Below are 17,386 nucleotides of genomic sequence, written 5' to 3'. Positions count from 1 at the left end.
TGTCGCTGGATGCGCAATGTTGCCGCCGGTGGGCCGGCTGTGGTCGTCTCCGTGGTCATATCCGCCGGTGGCGGACCCGCACCAGGGAACCCGCCCCCCGAATCCTGCCCCCGGTCTTGACCGTTACAGGGGCCCGGTCAGGGCAGGTCCGCACGGCTCGCCGGAAGTCCTAGTCAGTGGGGGCGGTCTCCCTTTCGGTGCGGGGGAAGAAGGGGAGTTCGATGTGGACGCGGTCGGCGGCGGCGAGGATCTGGGTGGCGTCGTCGACCGGTGGGTGGATGTGGTGGTTGATGCGTTTCTTGACGTCCGCGCCGTCGGCGCCCGAGGCCATCACCCTGCGGTCCCAGCCCCGGGTGAAGACCGCACCGGCGTCGCCCAGGTCCAGGCAGGTGACGTAGGGGCCGGGCGTGAAGTCGCGCAGCGGCACGTCGAGCAGGTCGGCCGCCGCGTTGTACCCGGCCACCTTGCCGAGCGGGGTGGCGTGCTGGCAGGACTGCATGACCGGGTGGTCGGCGTCGAATGCCGCTGCGGCCGTGTCGCCGGCGACGAACACATCGGGCAGGGCGCGCAGTTGCCGGCCCACCGGCACCCGGCCCAGGGAGTCGAGTTCGTCGGAGATCTGCCGGGTGAGGTCACTGGCCGTGAGCCCCGCGCACCAGAGCACCGCGTCCGCCTCGACCCTGGTGCCGCCGGAGAGGACGGCGTATCCGTCGCCGACCTCCGTCACCGTTGTCCCGAGGCGGCATTCCACGCCGAGCTTCTCCAGCGCCGCCTCGATCTCCCGGCGTGGCCCCGGGCCGAGCTGGTCGGCGACCACTTCCGACCGGTCCACCAGCAGCACCCGGCCCCGGGCGGCCAGCGCGGTCGCGGCCTCCAGGCCGACGAACCCGGCGCCGACCACCACGGCACGGTAGTTGTGCCGTTCCCGCAGATGGTCGGTGAGCCGCCGGGCCCCGTCCAGGGTGTCGATATCGAAGAGCCGTTCGGCCCCGGGCAGAGTCCGGGGCCGCACGAGTTTGCTGCCCGCCGCCAGCACCAGGCGGTCGTAAGCGATCTCCTCGCCGTCGGCCACCACCACGCGGCGGCCGGTCTCGATCGTGCTCACCCGGGCCCGCAGATGCCCGACGCCGATCGGCTCCAGGATTCCCCTGAGCTCCACCTTGGCCAGATCCGGCTCCGGTTCGTACAGGCGCGGCCGCAGCACCAGGTGGTCGTTCGGCGCTATGAGCGTGATGCGCAGCTCCGCGTCCCCGCGCGCCAGTGCTGCTCCCGCCGCGCTCCACACGCCCGCGAAGCCGCCTCCGACGATCACAACGTGCCCCATCGTGTCTTCCTTTTCGCCGTCCGTGCCCCTCCGGGCATCGGAGGGGCGACAGGGAGACAAGACGGCGGGCTCAGATGTGACCGAGGCCGGCGAGTTTCTCAGGATTGGCCAGCCTCCTGTACGTCGTGATCCGCCCGTCGGCGATTTCCACGGTGTCGAGCCAGACCAGTTCGCCGCCGCGGTAAGTGGCCAGCGCCGGCTGCCCGTTCACCTCGATGATCCGGGATGCGTCGGGACGCCTGATCCGGACCTGCCGGATCATCAGCAGGGCGATCGTCTGCGCGCCGTGAACCGGCCTGCGCGCGGCCGTCGTCTTGCCGCCGCCGTCACCGACATAGACGGCCCCCGGGTGCAGGAGTGCGACGAGCCCGGCGACGTCCCCGGCCTCGGCGGCCGCCTTGAACGCTTCGAGCACGCGTTGGGCGTCGGCCCGGGAGGCGCCGGGCGGTGCCTCGGCCCCGGCGACCCGTGCTCGCGCCCGGGAGGCGAGTTTGCGGCTGGCAGCGGATGTGTTGCCGAGCACCTCGGCGATCCGGCCGAAGGGAAAGCCGAAGACGTCGTGCAGCACCAGTGCGACACGTTCAGCGGGAGAAAGTCTCTCCATCACCACCAGCATCGCGGTGCTCACCGACTCGTCCAGGAGCACCTCGGCCGAAGCGTCGGGTCCGGTGAGCAGCGGTTCGGGCAGCCAGGGGCCGACATAGGCCTCGCGCCGTACCCGTGCGGACTTCAATACGTTGTACGACATGCGGGCGGCCAGGGTCACCAGCCAGGCGCGCAGATCCCGCACCTCGGACAGGTCGGCGTCGGCAGCGCGCAGCCAGACCTCCTGCGCCACGTCCTCGGCCTCGGTCACAGAGCCCAGGATCCGGTAGGCCGTCCCGAAGACCGCGGGGCGATGCGATTGCCAGTCCGCCTCCGCCAACATGCCGGTCAGCGTCATCTGCGGCCCTCCCCCCTCTCGGCACCATGGTCGGCCCTCAACTCTAAGCAGACCGATCTCCGGAACGATCTCCCGGCCCGAACGGGACGGCCCGAGCACGACAGCGCGCACCGCTCATCGGGTCGGCCATGAGGGGCGGCCGGACGCGATGACGTAACACGTGGTTGGTTGAGGCCATGCCGTAACGCCGCGGCAGTAGGGCTCCAAGACGAACTCGGGTTGACAGACGCCTTGTTACGGCGCCTGTGTCTTTGACCGATCAGGATCAGCGTTGCCCTCTGACAAGCTCGCCTCCTGAGCGTTGATCAGCTCGTCCCAGTGTTCCCGCGCCCACTCGCAAGTTGCGTCGAGCGGGCCCAGCAGGCCCAGGCCAAGCGGGGTCAGGGCGTACTCGACGCGACGCTCCGTGCCCTCGTACTCCTCCCGTGCGACGAAACCGTCCCGCTCCAGCCTGCGCAGGGACTGGGTCAGCGACTTGGCCGTGACACCACGCAGCGGGACCTTCAGCTCGGAGAAGCGGCGCGGGCCGTCCTGCAGGCAGCGCAGGACCAGCGCGGCCCACTTGTCACCCACACGGAAGGGCACCAGCGGGGACGGGCAGACAGGGTCGAACATCTCGGGATCCAGAGGGGCCCGCTCGGCCTGCAGCTTCGTCATGATCCACACCGTAGGGCGGTATCCGATCGGAAACCAGCCCTTGGCCTACGATCCAGCCCATGAAAGCGAAGAGCGGCAGGATCATCGTCTTCGGGGCAGGCGGCCGAGTCGGCCGGACGGCCGTGACCGAGGCCCGGCGAAGGGGCCACGAGGTCACGACGGCAGGGCGGGCCGACGGGGAGGTAACGGACCCAGCGGTCGTAGCGCGGCTCGCGGTCGGGCACGACGCGGCGATCGTCGCCGTGTACGACCCCGGCGCCCGCCCCGGTGAGTTCTACCCCGCCGTAGCCCGCGCCCTCGCGGAGGGGCTCCCGGCAGCCGGGGTGCAGCGGCTGGTGTCGGTCGGGCTGGCGTCCGTACTGCCCACCGCGTCCGGGGACATGCTGATGGACACCCCTGGGTACCCCCAGGAGTGGCGGGAGTTCTACCTCGGTCACGGTGCCGGCACCGAGGCCCTGCGGGCAGCCGCGCCGGAGACGTTGGACTGGGCGGTGCTGAGCCCGGCAGGGGACTTCGACCCCGAGGGCGAGCCCTGTGGCGGGTACGCGCTCGCCCCCGCTGTCGCCGACAGCCGGATCACGCACGGGGACTTCGCCCGCGCGCTGCTGGATGAGACCGAGGTCCCGACCCTGCACCGAACTCACGCGGGAGTGTCCGCCGCATGACCGACACGATCCACGACAACCCGAACCCCTGGATCGCCGACCACATCCGCCGCTTCGAGGAGACCGGCGGCCACCCCCGCCCCGGGATGGCCGACCTGCTCCTGACCACCCGGGGCCGCAAGTCCGGCCTGCTGCGCCGCACGGCGCTGGCGTACGTCCGGGACGGGGACGCGTACGTCCTGACGGCGTCCAACGCGGGCGCGGACCGCCACCCTGCCTGGTACCTGAACCTACTGGCCACCCCGGAGGTCACCCTCCAAGTCGGCGCGGCCACCTTTCCGGCGACGGCCCGGCCAGCCACGAATGCCGAGTCGGCCCGCCTGTGGCCGGCGGTGGTGGCCGCGATGCCCTCGTACGCGGCCTACCGCACCGCGACGGCCCGGGAGATCCCCCTGGTTCTGGTCACCCCGGCGAGACGTCGTTGATCCAGACGCGGCAGCCACCGGCGGTTTCGGCGGTCCAGGTCGTGCAGAGGCATCACCGCTGACCAGGTGGTGAGTTCGCCGACCATGACGATGTTCGGAAGCGAATGCGGATGTCATCGAGCATGTCGAGCCGGGCGAGGGCGAGCAGCCGCAGCACAGCTTGACCGGGAGGGGCAGGTCCCGCAGCAACAGACCGTGGGACGCCGGGAGTCGGGCGTGGCCTGGACGCTCAGCAGGATGCGTAGCCCGCGGTCCGGGCTCCAGGCAGTGCAGTATCCCAGCCCATGGTGTCGCGCATAGTCGTCGAGCGCCGTCTTCAGCGCGCCGCCGCCACCTCGGGTGCGCCGACATCGAGGAAGCCGTGCTTGACCGCACCACAGGTCCCGGCCAGCCGCAGGGAACAGGATGACGCGACAACTTCGGGTTCAGCAGGTGTGGATGCCGTTCGGCGTCCGCGAAGTGCAGCTGCTGCCCGTGCGGTTCGCCCCTTCCAGGCCCGGGGTGTGGCGGCGGGGTCGCAGCAGATCCTGACTCCTCTACCGGCTCAAGGGCATGGTGCAGCGGGCCCGGCACGGCCGCACACCCACCGGCAAGGCAGTGTCATCGCCAGTGGTTGTTGCTGGTGTGGTCTCCGGCGAGCCAGCGGGTGAGATCGGCATGCGCCGTCGCGCGCCGCTCGGTGTCGATCTTCTCCGCGTCGGGGTGATCGACGGTGAACTCAAGCATCAGCCCGTTGGGGTCCGTGATGTACAGAGAGACACAGTATCCGTGATCCGCCACGAAGGTGTCCGGCTCCGCGTAGCCGGCCTCGCCGATGCGCTTCCGCATGGCCCTTTGGGTCTCCTGCTCGACCTTGAGGGCGATGTGGCGAAAGGGGGTGAAGGTGACGTCAGTCTTGAAGCGTTTCTGGTCTTCAGGGTCGGCGAACTGGAAGAAGGCCAGCGCTCCGCCATCGGCCAGGCCGTAGAAGGTGTGGCAGTAGGCGCGCTCGGCACCCAGTATCACGGCGCTCTCGGTCCACGTGGCCACCAGGGGCAGGCCGAGCACCTCCTCGTAGAAATGCCGGTTGGCTTCCTGGTCGTCGGTCAGCCACGCGTGGTGGTGGAGGCGAAGAGGGAGGGTTTGGCTCATGCCGGATCTCCTTTGGCGGGACGGGTCGGCGGCCAGGTGGCTGCCGGCTCCTCACCCAGGATGACTCATAAAATTTAACTTTCAACCATTTCTCGCCATGGCCCGCACTCCCCCGACCGGCGCCGGCCTTCCACCGGCCTGCCTGCGCGAACAGGGAACCAACCGGCGATCGCGGGCCGGGGTAGACATCGCTTCCCCCGCGGGCCCCCACCCCGCCGGCGGGCCGTCTGACCTGGCTGCGGCCTCGGCTGAGCAAGAGTTCACCAGCAGCGTGCAATGTGTCCGCATCTGAGTTCACACCGTCGGAGACGGGTTCTGAGCGCAGCTCCCCCGGCCTGCGGTTGGTGTCACCACCGGGCCACTCAGGCTCACCGGTCGGCCGTTTGCACACGAGGGCACGTCGCCGGAACGGGGCGCGGGCCGGATCAGGTCCCGACTGAGGCTGGGAGGAGACTGCCGCTCACGTTTGTCAGCCCCCGGGGACATGACCGTTTGTCAGAACCCGGGGGCAAGCTGACGCCCGCGGCGTCTGCCGCGCCCGGGCAAGGAGCTCCCACGGTTCCACAATGGCGACGTCCACGGCAGCATCCCCTCACCCAACCCGCGCCCTCACAGGGACGCCCAATCCCGGTCCGGTGCAGCCGACGCTGCCTCAGTCCTCGGGGTGCGCCGGGTTCTGCAGTTGCCAGAACTCGCCGGAGCAGCCCGTCGGCAGAGGGGGGAAGCGGTGCCCCTTCACATCGGTGCTCCAGTGGTGCTCTCCGCCGCAGTCGCATTCGTAGATCCCGCTGGCAGGCACGATCTCACCGGGGTGCCACGACGCCTTCTCCTCGCTCATTGCTCCTGTCTACGACAGCACGGTGCGCTGCGCGACCCGGGCCACCTGGCCATGGGCCGGCCGCCACGGAGGACCATCACCCGTACTTGCCGGCACTCCCCTGCCCCGTCCTGCGCGTCTCATCAACTGGCGGGTAGTTTCCTGCAGTTGCTCCCCCCGCCCGGCTTCGCGGTTCACAAACACGTACGCCGGAGGGCGACTCCCGGGATGGGCGCCACATGGCTGAATGTGTGGGGGCGCGGGGTGGGGGCGGCGGGAGGGTCGGCACGGGGCGGGAGGGCGGCTGCGGGGGCCGGGGGCTCGGGGTGGGGTGGCGGGGGTGGTTCGGGTGCGTTGAGCCTGGTCTTCGGCGTCTTGCGGGGCGGGGCGGGGTGGCCGGCGACGGGTGCGGGCGGGGGGTCCCGGTGGCGTTCCGGTGGGCGTGAGGGGGATCTGTCGCCGTGGACGCTCTCCGGAAAAAAGGGGCATAACGCAATTGCATGAAATCCCGGAGACTTCTCTGTTCATGGCGGAATCTCATGATACTCTCGCCGCGTTATGCGCTTCGGTCCGGGGGAGGAGAAGCAGCGTGATGATCGGAATGCCAGGGGAGACCGCCCCTGGGGGGGAACTTCCTAAAGATCAGTTCTGTCGGCCCGTCGGGCCCGGCCACTCGACCGAAGTTTCCGGTTCAATCACCCAGATTCCGATCGACATGCTGCGTGACGCGGACTCTCCTCGGCTGACCGGTGTCGACCAGGATCATGTGCGCACTCTGGCCGCCTGCACCGATAAACTTCCGCCGATCATCGTGCACCGAGCGACCATGAAGGTCATCGACGGAATGCACCGGCTGCACGTGGCGCGTCTGAACGGCCAGGAAACCATTGAGGTCCGCTTCTTCGAGGGGTCGAACCGGGAAGCGTTTCTCCTGGCCGTCGAGCTGAACTTGAAGCACGGCCTCGCACTGACCCTCTCCGACCGCAAGAAGTCGGCAATGAAGATCCTCGAGAGTTTCCCCGAGTGGTCGGACCGGGCGGTCGCCGTGAAGACCGGGCTTTCCGGGAAGACCGTCGGGGTGTTACGCCGTAAATTCGCGGGACAGATCGCCCAGGCCCCTCTCAGGGTCGGGCGCGACGGCCGGGTCCGGCCGCTCAATTCCCATAAAGGCCGGCAGAAATCCGTCGGAATTCCGGCTGAAGAGCCGGACATCGTCCTGCGGGAGACCGCCGAGGCGGCCGGCATGTCCGTGTCCGCGGCCCGGGACGCGCAGAAACGGTTGTGCAGGGAGGAAGGGACGCTGCCGGGCGCGGCGGTGAAACCGCGGGCACCGCAGGGCGGCCTGGAGGCGATGGGCTCGCTCGTCGACACCCTCGCCCAGCTCGAGTCGCTGAAACGGGACCCCGCCCTGAAGTACAGCAACGACGGCCGGGAGATGATCCGCTGGCTCGAAGCCCGCATCATCCGCAGGACCGATCCCGGTCTGGTGCTGCAGGCTCCGCCCCATCAGGCGCGGAAGATCGCCGCCCTGGCCCGTGCGTGCGCGGCGCAGTGGAACTGCATCGCGGTGCGCATGGAGCTCGCCTGCGACGAGTGCGCGCCGGCTTCCAACCAGTAGCAGTACGCCAGTAACACCCCGGCTCCGACCAGGAGCGCTCCCAGGCTTTCGGCTCCCAGGCTTCCGGGTCTTCGGGCCTTCGGCCAGGAGTGCTTCCGGGCTTCGGCCGGCCTCCAGTCCGCCTCCAGCTGGATTCCAACTGAGGAAATTCCGCAGTCGGGTCGCTCTCGTGACCCGGCCGGGCCTTTGACGAAGGCCGTGGGGTGGGCCGTGTCGGCGGCATCTCCCCGCGGGAAAGGCGTGCTCCCGGAGGGGAGTCGATGCCGCCGACGGCACCGCGTGCTGTTCGCTCAGCTCGCGTAGCGGTCGAACGTGGACGAGGGCCGGGGGCCTGCGATCACGTCCAGGCGTGGGTCGACCGTGAGGATCGCCTGATGAAGTCGCTGCAACTGCGGCGACGGCTCCACCCCCAGGTCCTCGATCAGGCGGGCCCGCAGGCTCTGGTAGACGTCCAGGGCCGAGGCCTGCCGGCCCGAGCGGTACAGCGCCACCATCGCCTGGGCGTGCAGGCCCTCGTGCCGGGGGTGCCGCGCGATCAGGTCGCTCAGCTCCGCGAGGAACTCACAGTGCCGGCCCAGGCGCAGCTCGGCGTCGATCCGCCGCTCCAGGGTGACCAGGCGGCTCTCCTCCAGGCGGGTCGCCTCGATCTCCAGTACGCAGCCCATGCGCACGTCGACCAGTGCGGCCCCGTCCCACAGGTCCAGGGCCCGCCGGAAGAGGGTGGCCGCCGCCTGGTCGTCGCCGCTGTCGAAGGCGCGCTGTCCGGCGGCCACCAGGCGTTCGTAGCCGTGGACGTCGACCTGTTCGGGCGGGATCTGGAGGAGGTACCCGCCGTACCGGGTGACCAGGACGTCCTTGGCGCTGCGCGGGGCGTCCGGCCCCATCGCCGTGCCAAGGCGCCGGCGCAGCTGGAGGATGTACGTCTGGAGGGTCGTCATGGCGCTTGCGGGCAGGTCGACTCCCCAGATCTCCTCCATGAGTGTCGAGATCGGCACGACCCGTCTCGGGTAGAGGGCCAAAAGCGCCAGGATCTGCCGCGGCTTGCTTGCGGTAGGCACAACATTCACACCATTAACATCGGCACCAAGCGGGCCGAGGACCTTTACCCTCACAGATTCCTCCTAGAATCCGGCGGCTTCGCGTTTGCGAGCCGTCACCGAATCTGATCTGCAGCGCATGTGCGTGGGGCATGGCGACTTCACAGCCTCTCTCTGCTCACCGATCCGTGGGGAACGCCGGCCGCTGAGGCGGCACACGGATCCGCAGATACTCCACCGCTTTTCAGGTATCCCGCTGATGTCGCTTTCGCCGTTGTCCACCGATAGCTCACGGGCCAGCGGAATTGTGTCGACTCATTGCCGGGTGCGGCAAGTGCTTCCCTGGGCGAAGGGGGAGGTCAGTCCCGGTTGAAGCGGAGGTAATACCTCCGCCGTCCTTCCGTCCATGGGGTCTCCCCTGCCGCGCGCGCTTGTAATAGGGTCGGCGGGATTGTGTTCTGTCCGACGTGTCGGACGGAGTGGCGTCCGAGGCGGCGCCATGTCCTCATTCACGCATTCCTGCGCCCGCGCTCGCCGGCGGAGTTCTGATAATCGCGTGAGAGCGCTCTCGACCGCAGAATGCGCTTTCCCCCTGGTGGGTGATCCGGGCCGCATCCGCGGGATGCCGCCGGGCGTTCGGGTGCCGCGCTGTTCCCGTGAATCGGCCGCCTTCGGCTCACGCGGGCCTCCGCCCGGACGCGAGTGCTGGTTGAGCAGGCCTCCTGAACCCGTCGGGAGTGTGGGTGCGCACCGCTCGGCGGTTGCTCTCAGGCCGGTATGCCCTCCGCGACAAGGAGCACGCGACCATGCCCACAGGTCCCTTGGTTCACGGCGATGCGCCGGGTGGCACACCTTGGTGAGCGGCCGGCACACCGAGGTGTGTCTGGTCGGCGCCGGCCCGCGCGGGTTCTCCCTGCTCGAACGGGTCTGCGCGCAGGAACGGAAGTCCCCGCTGTGGGACCGGGTGACCGTGCACGTGGTCGATCCCGAGCCGCCCGGTGCGGGCCGGGTGTGGCGGCCCGCGCAGTCGCCGCATCTGCTGATGAACACCGTCGCCTCGCAGGTGACGGTGTACACCGACGGCAGTGTCAGTATCCGCGGCCCGCTGGAGGAGGGGCCCAGTCTCTATGAGTGGGCCAGGGCGCTGGGCCGGGGCGCCCTCGCGCCGGGTCCTGCCACGCCCCGCGGCGAGGACGTGCTGGCCGAGGCCCGGGCGCTGGGGCCGGACACCTATCCCACCCGCGCCCTGTACGGGCGGTATCTGACCTGGGCGTTCCAGCAGGTCGTGGCGAACGCGCCGGCGCATGTGGTGATCCGGGTGCACCGGGTGCGGGCGGTGGCCCTGGAAGAGGAGGACGCGCAGGCGGGGCCGGGCGGCGGGGCGCAGGCGGTGGTGCTGGAGGACGGCAGGCGGCTGCGGGGGCTGTCCGCGGTGGTGCTCGCGCAGGGCCACGTGCCCGTCCGCGCGGGGGAACACGAGCGCGGGCTGGCCGGGTTCGCCGCCCGGCACGGCCTGGTCTACGTTCCTCCGGCCAACCCCGCGGATGTGGACCTGTCGCGTATCGCGCCGGGCCAGGACGTGCTGCTGCGCGGGCTCGGCCTGAACTTCTTCGACTACATGTCGCTGTTCACCCACGGCAGGGGCGGCACGTTCGAGCGCGTCGAGGGGCGCCTGGTCTACCGGCCCTCGGGGCGCGAGCCGCGGCTGCACGCCGGTTCGCGGCGCGGCATCCCGTACCACTCGCGCGGCGACAACGAGAAGGGCGCCCACGGCCGTTACCGGCCGCGGCTGCTGACCGTCGAGCATGTCGCGGCGCTGCGCGCGGCGGGCGGGGGGCCGCTGCGGTTCGCCGAGGACCTGTGGCCGCTGATCTCGGCGGAGGTGCAATGCGTCTACTACGAGGCGCTGTTGGCCGCGCGGGGCGAGGACCGCGCGGCGGTGGCCCGGTTCGCCTCGCGTTTCCTGCACGCGGCGCCGGGGCGGGCGCAGGAGGAGGTGCTGGAGGCGGCCGGGATCGGCCGGGCCGAGCGCTGGGACTGGGAGGTCATCGCCCGTCCGTACGGCCCGCGGTCCTTCGGTGACCTGGCGGAGTTCCGGTCCTGGCTGCGGGAGTACCTGGTGCGGGACGTCCGCGAGGCGCGCCGGGGCAATGTGCGCGGGCCGCTGAAGGCCGCTTTGGACGTGCTGCGGGATCTGCGCAACGAGATCCGGCTGGCCGTGGACCACGGCGGGCTGGCGGGTGCCTCGCACCGTGAGGAGCTGGAGGGCTGGTACACGCCGCTCAACGCGTACTTGTCCATCGGCCCGCCCGCCGGGCGGGTGGAGGAGATGCTCGCGCTGATGGAGGCCGGGGTGCTCGACGTGTCCTGTCCCGGCATCCGCGTCACCACCGCCGGCGCGGGGCGGGGGGCGTGCTTCGTGGGGACGTCGGCGCGGGTTCCGGGCGTGCGGGTGCGGGCCACCGCGCTGATCGAGGCCCGGCTGCCCGAGATCGACCTGCGCCGCACGGCCGATCCGCTGCTGCGGCAGCTGCTGGAGTCGGGCCAGTGCGCCCCCTACCGCGTCCAGGACTACGAGACGGGCGGGCTGGCCGTGACGCGCTCGTACCGGCTGCTGAGCGGTGCCGGGGCGGCGCATCCGCGGCGCTTCGCGTACGGGGTGCCCACGGAGTCGGTGCACTGGGTGACGGCCGCGGGGATCCGGCCCGGTGTCGGGTCGGTGACGCTGGAGGACTCCGACGCCATCGCGGGCACGGTGCTGGCGCTGCCCGCCCCGCCGCGGCCCGCGCCCCGCGCGGGCGGGGGCCCGGCGCCGGAGGCGGTGCACGGCGCGGCGACGGCTCCCGGCCCCGCGCCGGCACGGCGAACACCAGAGGCACGTCAGGCATCAGAGGTACGTCCGGCATCAGAGGTACGTCACGCACCAGAGGCACGTCAGGTGCGAGGGGCGAGAGAGGTGCAGCCGTGAGTACGACACGCAGCGACCGTGCGGAGTCCGCCCCCGCGGTGCAGCCGGATGCCGGGCTGTTGTCGCCGGTCCGGGTGGGCACCGAGGTCGAGGCCGCGGTCGGGGACCGGGCCTGGCTGCAGGCGATGCTGGACGCGGAGGCGGCGCTGGCCCGGGCGCAGGCCCGCATGGGCACGGTGCCCGCCGCGGCCGCCGAGGCGATCACCGCCGCCGCCCGGGCCGAGCACTTCGACGTACGGGAACTGGCCCTGGCCGCCCGGCAGACGGCGAACCCGGTGGTCGCCGTGGTGGCCGCGCTGACCGCTCTGGTCGCCCGGCAGGCGCCCGAGGCCGCCGAGTACGTGCACCGCGGCTCCACCAGCCAGGACGTCTTCGACACCGGCGCGATGCTGGTGGCGGCGCGGGCCCTGCCGCTGATCGTGGCGGACCTGCGGGCCACGGCCGCCGCTCTGGCCCGGCTGGCGGCCGGGCACCGCGACACGGTGATGGCCGGGCGGACCCTGGCCCTGCACGCCGTGCCCACCACGTTCGGGCTGAAGGCGGCCGGCTGGCGGCAGTTGGTGCTGGAGGCGGCCGCGCGCCTCGAGCGGGTCGCCGAGGAGGGTCTTGTGGTGTCGCTGGGCGGCGCGGCCGGCACGCTGGCGGGCTATCTGCAGTACGCCGCGCAGGCCGGCGCCGGGGACGGTGCGCAGGTGGTGGAGCAGCTGGCCGGGGCGTTCGCCGCCGAGACGGGCCTGGCCCGCCCGGCACTGCCCTGGCACGCCCTGCGCACCCCGGTCGCCGACCTGGGGGCGGCCCTGGCGCACACCGCGGGCGCCCTGGGCAAGATGGCGGCGGACGTGCAGGTCCTGGCCCGTACCGAGATCGGTGAGGTCGCCGAGCCCGGCGGGGCCGGGCGGGGCGTGTCCTCGGCGATGCCGCACAAGCGCAACCCCGTCCTTGCGACCCTGATCCGCTCGGCCGCGGTCCAGGTGCCGGCGCTGAGCTCCGTCCTGGCGCAGTGCCTGGCCACCGAGGACGAGCGTTCGGCGGGGCTGTGGCACGCCGAGTGGCAGCCGCTGCGCGAGTGCCTGCGGCTGACCGGGGGTGCCGCCCACGCGGCCGCCGAGCTGGCGGCGGGCCTGAGCGTGTATCCGCAACGGATGCGCGCCAACCTCGATCTGACGGCCGGCCAGGTCGTCTCGGAGCGGCTGTCGGCGTATCTGGCGCCCCGGCTGGGCCGGGCCGCGGCCAAGGAGCTGCTGGGTGAGGCCGTGGAGCGGGCGCGGTCCTGCGGCCGTCCGCTCGGCGAGGTGCTGGCCGAACTGCCCGGCCTGAAAGGCGTGGTGAGCGCCCCGGAGCTGGCCGACCTGCTCGATCCGCGGCAGTACACCGGTGCCGCGGGGGTGCTGGTGGACCGCGCGCTGCGGGACTGACACGGCCGCCCCCGGGCGCTCCCCCCTTTTTTCTGTCCCTTCTCTGTCGAGGCAGGTGACCTCCCGTCGTCCTTTCCCTGTCCCCGCCTTCCGTTCGCATCCGTCCAGCAACCGCCCGACCATCACTCAGCAACCGTCCAGCCGGAGGAATGTCATGCCGCCACTGCCGCCCGCCCGTGTCGTCCGTGCCGTGGAGAGCGTGCGCGCCGCTCTGCAGAGCCTGACGCGCCGACTCGCACCGCCGCCGTTCGCCCTGCTCGAACTCGTCCAGGGCGCCATGGTCAGCCAGGCGATCCATGTGGCCGCCGAGCTGCGTATCGCGGAGACCCTCGTGGACGGCCCGCTGAAGCCGGCGCAGATCGCCGAGCGGGCCGGCGCGGACCCCGAGGCGCTGCACCGGCTGCTGCGGCTCCTTGCGACCTACGGCATCTTCACCGAGCACAAGGACGGGCGGTTCGCGCTGACCCCGATGGCGCGGGCGCTGCTCAAGGACGCCCCGATGTCCATGTACGGCATCGCCCGGCTGATGGGCCATCCCATCCACTGGGAGGACTGGGGGCACCTGGTCGACGCGGTGCGCACCGGTGAGCCGAGCCTGCCCAAGCTGCGCGGCATGGGCGCCTTCGAGTATCTGGAGGCCAACGCGGAGTACGGGGCGATCTTCACCGACGGCATGGGGGCGATGTCGGGCACGGAGACCGAACCGCTGCTGGCCGCCTACGACTTCGCGCGCTATGGCACCGTGGTCGACTTCTGCGGCGGCCGGGGCGATCTGCTGGCCGGTGTGCTGAAGAAGACGCCCGCGGCGCGCGGCATTCTGTGCGACCCGCGGGTGGGCACCAACGGCGCCGCCGCCTTCCTGGCGGAGCAGGGTGTGGCCGGGCGGTGCACGGTCACCGACGGCGGCCTGTTCGACGCGGTGCCCGGCGGCGGTGACGCCTACATCCTCAAGCACATCCTGCACGACTGGCCGGAGCCGCAGGCCCTGGAGATCCTGGGCAACGTCCGCAAGGCGATGAAGCCCGGCGGCCGGCTCCTTGTGATGGAGATGGTCATCCCCGACAAGGTCAACGGCCCGCACTCGGGGAAGCTGGTCGACCTGTGGCTGATGCTGCTGGTCGGCGGCAAGGAGCGCACCCGTGCCCAGTACGCCGAGCTGCTGGCCAAGGCCGGCTTCCAACTGGAGCGCGTGGTGCAGACGCCGGCGGCGATCTCGATCGTCGAGGCGAGTCCGCGCTGAGCGTCGCGGTGCACGCGCCGGCGCCGCGGCCCCCGTTCTTCGGGCCGCGGCGCCGGCTCTTTTTTTCAGCGCTGGGATGGTTGCTTGCGGGTGCGCAGGGGGACCTCGCGGACCAGGAGCGCGGCGGCCAGGGCGAGGCCGGCGGCCAGTGACGCCAGCAGGAAGGCGCCCTGGACGCCCTGGGCGACGGCGCTTTGGTAGAGGGTGCGCAGGGCGGCCGGCAGGCGGCCCATGCCGTCGGCGTCCAGCCGGGTGTCGCCGGGGGCGCCGCCCTGGTGACCGCTCATCACCTCGCGTACGCGGTGGTTGAACAAGGTGCCCATGACGGCGACGCCGACCGACTGGCCCAGGGTGCGAAAGAGCGTCATCGCGGCGGAGGCGACGCCCACGTCCTGGGTGCCGACGCTGTTCTGGGCGACGGTCATCACGTTCTGGCCCAGAAAGCCCATGCCGGCGCCGAGCAGGGCCATGAAGAGCGCGGCGGTCGGGCGGGAGGTGCCGGTGCCCAGGTGGGACAGGAGCAGGGTGCCGGTGAGCATGGCGGCCGAGCCGGTGAGCTGGAAGAGCTTGTAGCGGCCGGTGCGGGCGACGGTGCGTCCCGAGAGCTGGGAGGCGAGGACCAGGGCGGCGAGCATGGGCAGCAGGAGCAGGCCGGAGCCGGTCGCGGAGACGCCGTGCACGGCTTGTTGGTAGAGGGGGAGGTAGAGGACGGCGCCGAACATCACGAAGCCGTTGGTGAAGCTCAGGACGGCCATGAGGCAGAAGTTGCGGCGGCGGAACAGGTGCGGGGGCAGGACGGGTTCGACGGCGCGGGACTGGGCGTGGACGAAGCCGGCCAGGGCCGCGGCGGACAGGGCGGCCAGCGTCACGATCACGTGCGAGTCCCAGGCGTGTTCGACGCCGCCCCAGGTGACCACCAGGACGAAGGAGACGATGCACACGACCAGCAGGAGGGCGCCGACGTAGTCGATGTGCGCTTTCCTGCGCGGGCCGGTCACCCGCACCAGGCGGGCGATGAGGATGAGGGCCAGGGCGCCGACGGGCAGGTTGATCCAAAAGGCCCAGCGCCAGCCGATCCAGTCGGTGAGGGCGCCGCCGGCCAGCGGGCCGACGATCATGGAGAAGACCATGACGCTGGTGATCATGCCCTGGTAGCGGCCGCGTTCGCGCGGCGGGATCAGTTCGCCGATGACCGCCATGACGCCGACCGCGAGCCCTCCCCCGCCCAGCCCCTGCAGGGCGCGGGCGGCGATCAGCTCCCCCATGTCCTGGCTGAGGCCGCACAGCAGGGAGCCGGTCAAGAACACCGACATCGCCACGCCGAGCCACCGCTTGCGCCCGTACATGTCGCCGAGCTTGCCCCACAGCGGGATGGAGGCCGCGGCGGCCAGGGTGTAGGAGGTGACGGCCCAGGACAGGTAGGTGGTGCCGCCGAGTTCGCCGGCGATGGTCGGCATCGAGGTCGCCACGATCGTGGTGCCCAGCGAGGAGGGCAGCATCGCGAGCAGCAGGGGTATCAGCGCGAGGCGTACGCTGCGCTGCCGGGGGCCGCGCCTGGTCCCCTCGGCCTCGCCCGTCGGCGCGTCCACGGGCTCCTCCTTCTGGCCTGAGCGCCTCATCTGATGTGCATCGTGGCCATCATGCCCCGCACGCCGTGCTCGAACATGTGGCAGTGGTAGAGGTAGTGGCCGCGGTAGGTGTCGAAGACGGCCTGGAGGCGGACGGTTTCGCCGGGGGCGAGGAAGACGGTGTCCTTCAGGCCGCTCTCCCCCGGCTCCGGGGGCCGGCCCGCGCGGTCCAGGATGCGGAACTGCACCAGGTGCAGGTGGAAGTTGTGTTCGGCGCGGGCGTTGGCGTTGGTGACAGTCCAGATCTCGCTGGTGTTGAACTTGATGCGGGCATCCACGCGGCCGGGGTCGTAGACCTTCTCGTCGATGTAGGCGCCGGGGTGTTCGCCGCCCTCGTCCATGCGCAGCACCACCTCGCGCTCGGCGTCGGGGCGGGGCAGCGGCGGCAGGGTGCGCAGCCGGTCGGGTATCTGGCTGGGGTCGGCGGCCGTGCGCACCACGTCGAAGCGCAGTACTTCGCCGATGTCTGGGGCCGGTCCGCTGCCGGTGGTGTTGGTCAGCACCACGCTGCTGCCCACGGGGTAGCGGGCGAAGTCGACGATGACGTCGGCGCGTTCGCCCGCGGACAGCGCGATGCGGTCGGTGGTGTGGGGGGCGGTGAGCAGGCCGCCGTCGGAGCCGATCTGGACGAGGGGGCCGCCGTCGGCCAGGCGCAGTTCGAAGCGGCGCTGGTTGGAGGCGTTGAGCAGGCGCAGCCGGTATTTGCGGGCGGCGACCTGGAAGTAGGGGTAGGGCACGCCGTTGGCGAGCAGGGTGTTGCGGCCGCGGTCGCCCATGGCGTAGGCGAGTTGGCCCTGGGCGTCGAAGCGGGCGTCGCGCAGGGCGATGACGACTTCGTAGCGTCCCTTGGGCAGGGGCAGGGAGCGTTCGGTGGCGTCGGTGAGCAGGTAGCAGCCGGACAGGCCGCGGTAGACGTTCTCGGCTTCGAGGTGGTGGGCGTGGTCGTGGAACCACAGCGGGGCGTGCGGCTGGCGGTTGGGGTAGTGGTAGACGCGGTCCTCGCCGGGTTCGATGACGTCCATCGGGTCGCCGTCGCTGTCGGGGCGCACCGCGGCGCCGTGCAGGTGGACGGCGGTCGGCACGGTGAGGCGGTTGCGCTGTCTGATCACGACGGGACGGTTGGTGCGGGCCTTGATGACCGGTCCGGGGAAGTGGCCGTCGTAGGTGAGGACGTCGGTGGGGGCGCCGGGCAGGATCTGTGCGCGGGCGGGCTGCATGGTCATCACGTACACGTCGCTCTTGCCGCTGCGGCTGTGGGGTCGCTTCACGGGCAGCAGGGGCATCGGGCGCTGGAACTTGTCCAGGGCCTGGGCGGGCGCGGGGGCCGGGCCGGTGGCGGGCGGGGTGCGCGCGTGGGCGGCGAGCAGCGGGGTGAGGCCGGCGCCGGTCAGTGCTACTCCGGTGGTGGCGAGCGTGGCGCTCAGGGCTCTGCGTCGGGTGATCATGGTGTCTCCAGGGCTGGTGGGCACCGCTGCCGGCGTGGGCGTGGTGGTGGGGCGGTGGGGCGTGCGGCAGGGT

The 17,386-nt window shown here is 71.5% G+C and carries 14 protein-coding genes; 6 read left to right on the top strand and 8 right to left on the bottom strand.

What is annotated here, in order from left to right; all coding sequences use genetic code 11:
* Positions 1 to 169 precede the first annotated feature (169 nt).
* From ACZ7LU_RS37735 to ACZ7LU_RS37725, 3 genes are all read right to left on the bottom strand, one after another.
* Positions 170 to 1,324: an NAD(P)/FAD-dependent oxidoreductase gene (locus tag ACZ7LU_RS37735; protein WP_471919354.1), complete on the bottom strand. Its 1,155-nt coding sequence runs from the start codon at positions 1,322 to 1,324 to the stop codon at positions 170 to 172.
* 70 nt (positions 1,325 to 1,394) lie between these two features.
* Complete coding sequence (gene sigJ, locus ACZ7LU_RS37730; RefSeq protein ID WP_471919353.1) at positions 1,395 to 2,267, bottom strand: RNA polymerase sigma factor SigJ; 873 nt, start codon at positions 2,265 to 2,267, stop codon at positions 1,395 to 1,397.
* 234 nt (positions 2,268 to 2,501) lie between these two features.
* Complete coding sequence (locus ACZ7LU_RS37725; RefSeq protein ID WP_471919352.1) at positions 2,502 to 2,924, bottom strand: winged helix-turn-helix transcriptional regulator; 423 nt, start codon at positions 2,922 to 2,924, stop codon at positions 2,502 to 2,504.
* A gap of 59 nt (positions 2,925 to 2,983) precedes the next feature.
* On the opposite strand from ACZ7LU_RS37725, the gene ACZ7LU_RS37720 reads away from it, so the two are divergent.
* Together ACZ7LU_RS37720 and ACZ7LU_RS37715 are read left to right on the top strand one after the other, a co-directional pair.
* Positions 2,984 to 3,589, top strand: a complete 606-nt coding sequence (locus ACZ7LU_RS37720) for an NAD(P)-dependent oxidoreductase (protein WP_471919351.1) — start codon at positions 2,984 to 2,986, stop codon at positions 3,587 to 3,589.
* Positions 3,586 to 4,014, top strand: coding sequence for a nitroreductase family deazaflavin-dependent oxidoreductase (locus ACZ7LU_RS37715; RefSeq protein WP_471919350.1), 429 nt, complete (start codon positions 3,586 to 3,588; stop codon positions 4,012 to 4,014). Before ACZ7LU_RS37720 ends, ACZ7LU_RS37715 begins: the two co-directional genes overlap by 4 nt.
* Before the next feature lie 600 nt (positions 4,015 to 4,614).
* Here ACZ7LU_RS37715 and ACZ7LU_RS37710 read toward each other — a convergent pair.
* Complete coding sequence (locus ACZ7LU_RS37710; protein WP_471919349.1) at positions 4,615 to 5,145, bottom strand: VOC family protein; 531 nt, start codon at positions 5,143 to 5,145, stop codon at positions 4,615 to 4,617.
* Positions 5,146 to 5,797: 652 nt separating this feature from the next.
* A complete protein-coding gene (locus ACZ7LU_RS37705; RefSeq protein ID WP_398310505.1) occupies positions 5,798 to 5,983 on the bottom strand; it encodes a hypothetical protein in 186 nt (61 codons plus the stop codon).
* A gap of 568 nt (positions 5,984 to 6,551) precedes the next feature.
* Between ACZ7LU_RS37705 and ACZ7LU_RS37700 the strand changes: the two genes are divergently transcribed.
* A complete protein-coding gene (locus ACZ7LU_RS37700) occupies positions 6,552 to 7,580 on the top strand; it encodes a hypothetical protein (RefSeq protein WP_471919348.1) in 1,029 nt (342 codons plus the stop codon).
* A 290-nt stretch (positions 7,581 to 7,870) separates the two neighbouring features.
* Here ACZ7LU_RS37700 and ACZ7LU_RS37695 read toward each other — a convergent pair whose 3' ends face one another.
* Entirely contained in the window at positions 7,871 to 8,692 is an 822-nt protein-coding gene (locus tag ACZ7LU_RS37695) for an AfsR/SARP family transcriptional regulator (protein ID WP_362995861.1), read from the bottom strand.
* Between the two features lie 781 nt (positions 8,693 to 9,473).
* Between ACZ7LU_RS37695 and ACZ7LU_RS37690 the strand changes: the two genes are divergently transcribed.
* The 3 genes from ACZ7LU_RS37690 to ACZ7LU_RS37680 all read left to right on the top strand — a co-directional run bounded on the left by ACZ7LU_RS37690 (position 9,474) and on the right by ACZ7LU_RS37680 (position 14,240).
* A complete protein-coding gene (locus tag ACZ7LU_RS37690) occupies positions 9,474 to 11,585 on the top strand; it encodes an FAD/NAD(P)-binding protein (RefSeq protein WP_471919347.1) in 2,112 nt (703 codons plus the stop codon).
* Positions 11,582 to 13,000, top strand: coding sequence for a nitrosuccinate lyase (locus tag ACZ7LU_RS37685; protein ID WP_471919346.1), 1,419 nt, complete (start codon positions 11,582 to 11,584; stop codon positions 12,998 to 13,000). Before ACZ7LU_RS37690 ends, ACZ7LU_RS37685 begins: the two co-directional genes overlap by 4 nt.
* Before the next feature lie 154 nt (positions 13,001 to 13,154).
* The gene (locus ACZ7LU_RS37680) at positions 13,155 to 14,240 is read left to right on the top strand and encodes a methyltransferase (protein ID WP_468564313.1); all 1,086 of its coding nucleotides are present in this window, start codon (positions 13,155 to 13,157) and stop codon (positions 14,238 to 14,240) included.
* Between the two features lie 65 nt (positions 14,241 to 14,305).
* Here ACZ7LU_RS37680 and ACZ7LU_RS37675 read toward each other — a convergent pair whose 3' ends face one another.
* Both ACZ7LU_RS37675 and ACZ7LU_RS37670 read right to left on the bottom strand, forming a co-directional pair.
* Complete coding sequence (locus ACZ7LU_RS37675; RefSeq protein WP_471919345.1) at positions 14,306 to 15,829, bottom strand: MDR family MFS transporter; 1,524 nt, start codon at positions 15,827 to 15,829, stop codon at positions 14,306 to 14,308.
* A gap of 26 nt (positions 15,830 to 15,855) precedes the next feature.
* Positions 15,856 to 17,313, bottom strand: a complete 1,458-nt coding sequence (locus ACZ7LU_RS37670) for a multicopper oxidase family protein (protein ID WP_471919344.1) — start codon at positions 17,311 to 17,313, stop codon at positions 15,856 to 15,858.
* Positions 17,314 to 17,386 lie beyond the last annotated feature (73 nt).

The sequence above is a fragment of the Streptomyces sp. NPDC039462 genome (genome assembly GCF_055639375.1).
This window is presented reverse-complemented; position numbering and strand designations above follow the sequence as displayed.